The sequence below is a fragment of the Agromyces binzhouensis genome, assembly GCF_004135055.1.
GTDB classification, from domain to species: domain Bacteria; phylum Actinomycetota; class Actinomycetes; order Actinomycetales; family Microbacteriaceae; genus Agromyces; species Agromyces binzhouensis.
On sequence record NZ_SDPL01000164.1, the window covers coordinates 1 to 6,557 of the forward strand.

Genomic DNA, 6,557 nt, shown 5'->3' on the forward strand with positions numbered 1-6,557 from the left:
CGGGGGACGTGCCCGAGGCGCCGGCGCCATCCGCCGACCCGTCGGAGCGGGGGACGTGCACGACCGCGCGCCCGTCCGCCGAGGCGAGCAGGGTGTAACGGCCGGAGGCGTAGCCGAGCGGGTCGTCGATGTCGAGCACGAGCTCGCCGGCGGCGCCGTAGCGGCGGGCGCCGAGCGCCGCGGCCGCATCGACGATGCGCACCCAGAGGTGATCCGACGCCTCGGTCACCCGCACCGCGCGCGGGTCCTCGAGCAGCCACTCGATCGGTTCCTCGACCGAGCGCAGGCGGCCTCGGACGCCGGAGACGAAGTCCTGTTCGACGAGCACCCGCCAGAGCGCCCGCTCGGCGTCGTCGGTCGCCGCGGCGAGCACGTCGAACTCGGCCCACCCGGGTTCGTTGGGTTCGCGCGTCACCCGGAAGGCCGCGAAGCCCTGGGGCTGGCCGTGCTCGTCGTCGTACCGGACGGCGCGCAGCGCCCGCGAGGCGTCGGATTCCGGGTCGACGAGCCCGAGCATCCGGTCGAGGACTCCCGACCACCGGTCGATCTCGCCCGGGGTCCGCGCCACGGCACGGCGCGAGATCGCGGCCGCCGTCTCCCGCAGCGACGCCGGCTCGACGAAGTGCACGCGCCCGGGTGCGCTCGGCCCGATCCATCGCGCGCGCCGCCGATCGATCTCGATGGTGGCGGCCCGCGCTGCCGGAGCGTACCCGTAGCGGCCGTAGATGGTCGCCTCGGTGACGGTGAGCATCGCCACGGCCGCGCCGGCCCGCTTCGCGGTGCGCAGCTCGGCCTCCATCATCGCCCGAGCGATCCCGCGACGTCGGTGCGTCGGGGAGACCGTGACCGAGCTCACCGCCCAGCCGTCGACGCTCCGTCCTCCGGGCACGCTGAGCCCGGTCGGCCAGCTCGAGACCGTCGCGACCGGGACGATCGGGTCGGGGACGCCCGAGTCGAAGACGCCGTGCAACCGGCGTTCCCCCATGACCCGTCGCTCGTAGTGGCGAGTGACCTCGCGCGGGCGGGCGTGGTGGAACCCGCGGTGGTCGGCGTCGATCCAGCCGTCGAGCGCCGCGACGTCGGCGGGGTCGATCAGGCGGTAGTCGAGTCCCTTCGACGAGAGCGCCGCCTGGGCATCGGGATCGACCGGGATGGAGCGGGGTTCGAAGGACACCGATCCAGCCTACCGAGCCTCGCTCGGCCGGAGCTGAGGAGGCCGGCCCGCCTGGGCCCGTCGTCAGGTCCTCATCAGGCTCCCGCCGGAACGCACACGGGACACGGCGTCGACGGTGGCGGCGAGGATGAGGACGCCGCCGGTGACCATGAGGTTGACGCCGGCTCCGAGGTTCAGCAGCCCGAGGCCGTTGGTGATGACCGCGATCACCAGGGCGCCGATCGCGGCGTGGAGGAGGCGTCCACGGCCGCCGAACAGGCTCACGCCGCCCACGACGGCTGCGGCGACACCGGAGAGCACGATCTCGCGACCGGCCGCGGCATCGACCGAACCGACCTTGCTGATCGAGAACAGCCCCGACACGACGGCGAGGGTGGAGCAGACGATGAATGCCGTCCAGCGGATGAGCATGACCTTCACGCCCGAGCGCCGCGCCGCCTCGGCGTTGCCGCCGATCGCGTACAGGTAGCGCCCGAACCGGGTGCGGTCGAGCACGAACGTGCCGATCCAGAGGATCACGAGCACGATGGGCACGACGATGGGCACGCCCTCGACGACGCCGACGGACTGGCCGCGATTGCGGCTCAGCACCCCGATGGCGGCGCCGCCGATCACCGCGATCACGCCGAGCTTGATCCAGACGAGCGAGATGGTGCGGTTGGGCACCCCGGCGCGGGTGCGGCGGGCGCGGTCCCAGAACGACGTGCCCGCCGAGATCAGCACGATGAGGCCGAGCATCGCCCAGCCGGCCCACACGGGCATGTTCGAGTTCTGGATGTCGCGGATCTCGGGGATCTGCACCCGGTAGAGGCCGCCCGACCCGATGATGAGCAGGGTCAGGCCCTGGTACCCGAGGAACAGGCCCAGTGTCACGACGAACGACGGGATCCCGACCCTCGCCACGAAGAAGCCGATGAACGTACCGGTGAGGATGCCGGCCGCGAACGCGATGATGAGCGCCAGGACCCACGGCACCGCGTGCACGTTGACGAGCACGATGAACAGGGCCATCGTCATGCCGCTGGTCACGCCCGCCGACAGGTCGATCTCGCCGAGCAGGAGCACGAACACGAGCGCCATCCCGAGCATGACCAGCGTGGCCGCCTGGGTCAGGAGATTGGCGAAGTTGCGTTCCGTGAGGAAGAACGGGCTGAGGAAGCTGAACAGGATCGTGAGCACGACCAGTCCGGCCACCGCGGGCAGGGCGCCCATGTCGCCGTGCTGCAGGCGCTGGATGTACGCCCGCACCTGATCGCCGATCGTGCCCTCCTGGCCGCTGCCGATCAGTTCGACGTCGTGGACGCTCGTGTCCGGTGCCGGACCGCTCGTCGACGGGGTCTTCTGCGTGCTCATGCCGTCGCCTCCTGCTGGACCTTCGCACCGGTGATGTAGCCCACGACGTCGTCGCGAGTGGTCTCGCTCGCGTCGAGGTGCGCGACCATCTGGCCGAGGTAGAGGACGTCGATGTGGTCGGCGACCTCGAACACGTCGGCGAGGTTGTGGCTGATCAGGATGACCGCCACGCCCTGCTCGGCGAGGCGACTGACCAGGTGCAGCACCTGCTCGGTCTGCGCGACGCCGAGCGCTGCCGTCGGCTCGTCGAGGATCACGAGCCGGGCGTTCTTCAGCACCGCGCGGGCGATGGCCACCGTCTGCCGCTGACCGCCGGAGAGGCTCGACACCTTCTGACGCACCGACTTCACGGTGCGCACCGACAGCGAACGGAGCGTGTCGGAGGCGTCCTTCTCCATTCGACCCTCGTCGAACGTGCCGAACTCGGTCTCCTCCCGGCCGAGGAACATGTTCTGCACGATGTCGAGGTTGTCGCAGAGCGCGAGGTCCTGGTAGACGACCTCGATGCCCAGGCGCGCGGCCTCGCGCGGCGAATGGAGTGCGACGGGCTTGCCGTCGAACTTGACGACGCCGCCGTCGTAGGGCTGCACGCCGGCGAGCCCCTTGATCAGGGTCGACTTCCCTGCCCCGTTGTCGCCGACCAGCGCGGTGACCTTGCCCGGATAGGCCCTGAGGTCGACCCCCTTCAGCACGCTGACCGGGCCGAAGCTCTTCATGATCCCGCTGAGTTCGATGAGTGGCGCGTCCATGGCGTTCCTTCCGACATCGTCGTCGTCGCTCCCAGCGTGGCACGCGCGGTGCTCCGTCGGGAAGGGGAATCGGTCCGGGTCGCGGCGACGTGCCGCGACCCGGACCTCTCTGGTGGTGCGACGGGCTAGTGCCCGGCGCGACCGGTGATCACTCGATGCCGTACTCGGCGCACTTGGCCTCGACCTCGCCCTGGCAGAGCTCGGCGGGGTCGGCGTCGCCGGCCTCGACGACGTTGATGACCTCCTCGGGGCCGACCAGCTCCGGGGTGACCGCGATGTACGGCGTGCCGTACGGGTCCACCAGGTCCGGCTCGGGCGGGGTCTCGCCGTTCAGCAGCTGCACCGCGAGCTCGACCGCGGCCTCGGCCTCGAGCGCGACCGGCTTGTAGACCGTCGCGGTCTGCTTGCCGAGCAGCACGTTCTGCAGGCCCGCGATCGACGCGTCCTGACCGGACACCGGCACGACGAGGTTGTTCTTGTCGAGGATGGTGATCACGCCTGCGGCGTTGGTGTCGTTCGCGACCCACACCGCGTCGACCTTGCCGTCGAGCGAGGTCAGCGCCTGCTCGAAGTTCGTCGCCGACTTGTCGCCGTCCCACACGCCCGGCGGCTCTGCGGCCGGCGTGATGCCCGCGGCCTCCATGACCTCGACCGCGCCTTCCTTGAACATGGCGGCGTTGTTGTCCGACGGGTCTCCGCCCATGTAGACGACGATCGCCTCGGCCGGGTCCTTGCCCGCGTCCGCGAGGCCGTCGAGGATGGACTGGCCCTCGAGCCGGCCGACCTCGACGTTGTCGAACGACACGTAGTAGTCGGCGCCCTCGATCGAGCGGTCGTACGCGATCACCGGGATGCCCTCGGCAGACGCCTGCTCGGCGACCGCCGCGCCCGCGCCGTTGTAGTCGACGAGGATCATCACGCCGCAGCCCTTGCTGAGCTGCTGGTCCGCGATCGTGGCGTACATGCTCGTGTCGCCCTGCGCGTTCTGGATGTCGGTCTCGAAGCCGGCCTCGGACAGGCCCTCCTCGAGGTACTTGCGGTCGAAGTTCTCCCACCGCGGCGATGACGCGGCGTCGGGCAGGATGACGCAGGCGCGGGCGTCCACGGCGTCGCCGCCGTCGGAACCGCCGCCACCGGAATCGCCGCTCGAACAGGCCGCCAGGAGCAGCGCTGAGGCGCCTGCGACCGCGACGGCGGAGACCAAGGATGTCGTTCTCATGTCTCTCCCCTAGCAAGGTGAGGTCGACCCCTCCGGGTGCCACCGTCATCGTCGGCGGTGGCAGGGGCCATGTTCCTCCTGATTGCCGTGAGCCCCAACAAATGTTGGTAACGCTTCCGTAACTCCCGTGGCACTTGGGGGAGAGCGCTCCCAACGGTCATGCGCCGTGGCGCCGCGACGCGATCGACGGCACAATGGGGGAATGCACGGGCAAGCGCTTTCCCAAATCGAGCACTCCATCGACGGTCGACGACCGGGACGTTCCGTGATGCGGCTGCTCGGCATGCACCGGCGCCGCGTCGCGGCATCCGTCTTCTTCTTCGCGCTGAAGGACACGCCGCTCTGGCTGATGCCGGCCGTCACGGCCGAGATCATCGACGTGGTCGTCGCCGGCGGACCCCTGCGGGAACTCGCGCTCTGGGCGGGCATCGCGATCATCGCCCTCCTGCAGAACTACCCGAACCACGTCATGTACACGAAGCTCTTCATGGGCGCGGTTCGCGACATCGGCCGCGACCTGCGCAACGCACTCGCCGCCCGGCTCCAGGCGCTCTCGATCGGCTTCCACACCCGCTCGAACTCGGCGATCGTGCAGACCAAGGTCGTGCGCGACGTCGAGAACATCGAGGTCATGCTGCAGCAGACCGCCCACCCGCTGCTCTCGGCGACCATGGTGCTCCTCGGCGCCATCGTGATGACCGCGATCAACGTGCCGCAGTTCCTGCCGGTCTACGCGCTCGCGATCCCGCTGGCGGTGCTGCTCCGCGCCATCCTGAACCGACGCAGTCGCGCGCGCAACGAGCGCTTCCGCCTCGAGGTCGAGCAGTTCTCGGCGCGCGTCGGCGAGATGGCGACGCTGCTGCCGATCACCCGCGCCCACGGTCTGGAGCACGTCGCCGTCGACCGCGTCGCGATCGGCGCCGAGGGCGTGCGGTCCGCCGGCCTCCGGCTCGACCTGCTGAACGGCCGCTTCGCGTCGCTGTCGTGGGTGACCCTGCAACTGCTCGGGGTCGGATGCCTCGTGCTCGCCGCCTGGATCTCGATCGCCGGATGGCTGCCCATCACGGCCGGGCAGGTGGTGCTCCTGAGCTCCTACTTCGCGCTGCTCACGTCAGCGGCGACCGGGCTGCTCATGCTGCTGCCGATCATCGCCCGCGGCACCGAGTCGATCCGATCCATCGCCGAGGTGCTGCAGGAGCCCGACCTCGAGTTCAACGAGGGCAAGCCCGTCGTGGAGCACGTGGTCGGCGGCATCCGCCTCGAGGAGGCCGAGGTGCGGTACGAGTTCGGCGAGCCGCCCGCGCTCGACGGCGTCGACCTCGACATCCGCCCGGGGGAGACCGTCGCGTTCGTCGGCTCGTCGGGGTCCGGCAAGTCGACGCTGCTGAACCTCGTGCTCGGCTTCCTGCGTCCCACCCGCGGGCGGGTGCTGCTCGACGGCGTCGACACGGAGGGACTCGACCTCCGCACCTTCCGCCGGTTCGTCTCGGTGGTGCCGCAGGAGTCGGTGCTCTTCGAGGGCACCATCCGCGACAACATCGTCTACGGCCTCGGCGAGGTCTCCGACGAGCGCGTGCTCGCGGCCCTGCGCGACGCGAACGCGCTCGAGATCGTCGAGGCGCAGCCCGACGGGTGGGACACCGTGGTCGGCGAGCGCGGCGCGCGGCTCTCGGGCGGCCAGAGGCAGCGCCTCTCGATCGCCCGGGCGCTCGTGCGCGACCCGCGCGTGCTGCTGCTCGACGAGGCGACGAGCGCGCTCGACCCGGCCTCCGAGGCGAAGGTGCGCGACGCGCTCGGACGGCTCATGCGCGGGCGCACCACGCTCGTCGTCGCGCACCGGCTGTCGACCATCCGCTCGGCCGACCGGATCGTCGTGCTCGAGCGAGGGCGCGTCGTCGAGGTCGGGTCGCACGACGAACTCGTCGCGCGTGGTGGGCGGTACGCCGAGCTGCACCGGGTGCAGTCGGCGTAGCGCCCGCTCCGGCCAGGCGCGACGAACTCGTCGCGCGTGGTGGGCGGTACGCCGAGCTGCACCGGGTGCAGTCGGCGTAGCGCCCGCTCC

General features: G+C 70.8%; 5 protein-coding genes. 1 reads left to right on the forward strand and 4 read right to left on the reverse strand.

Going from position 1 to position 6,557, the window contains the following annotated elements; all coding sequences use genetic code 11:
* From ESO86_RS09475 to ESO86_RS09490, 4 genes are all read right to left on the reverse strand, one after another.
* On the reverse strand, positions 1 to 1,174 hold a 1,174-nt coding region (locus ESO86_RS09475; RefSeq protein WP_129234675.1), incomplete at its 3' end, for a GNAT family N-acetyltransferase.
* A 63-nt stretch (positions 1,175 to 1,237) separates the two neighbouring features.
* Positions 1,238 to 2,527, reverse strand: coding sequence for a sugar ABC transporter permease (locus tag ESO86_RS09480; RefSeq protein ID WP_129234676.1), 1,290 nt, complete (start codon positions 2,525 to 2,527; stop codon positions 1,238 to 1,240).
* Positions 2,524 to 3,276 (reverse strand): ATP-binding cassette domain-containing protein, encoded by a 753-nt coding sequence (locus ESO86_RS09485; RefSeq protein ID WP_129234677.1) that lies wholly within the window; start codon positions 3,274 to 3,276, stop codon positions 2,524 to 2,526. The genes ESO86_RS09480 and ESO86_RS09485 overlap by 4 nt, the downstream gene beginning before the upstream one ends.
* Positions 3,277 to 3,424: 148 nt before the next feature.
* Positions 3,425 to 4,495: a sugar ABC transporter substrate-binding protein gene (locus ESO86_RS09490; RefSeq protein ID WP_129234678.1), complete on the reverse strand. Its 1,071-nt coding sequence runs from the start codon at positions 4,493 to 4,495 to the stop codon at positions 3,425 to 3,427.
* 202 nt (positions 4,496 to 4,697) lie between these two features.
* Between ESO86_RS09490 and ESO86_RS09495 the strand changes: the two genes are divergently transcribed.
* A complete protein-coding gene (locus tag ESO86_RS09495) occupies positions 4,698 to 6,467 on the forward strand; it encodes an ABC transporter ATP-binding protein (RefSeq protein WP_129234679.1) in 1,770 nt (589 codons plus the stop codon).
* Positions 6,468 to 6,557: the final 90 nt, after the last annotated feature.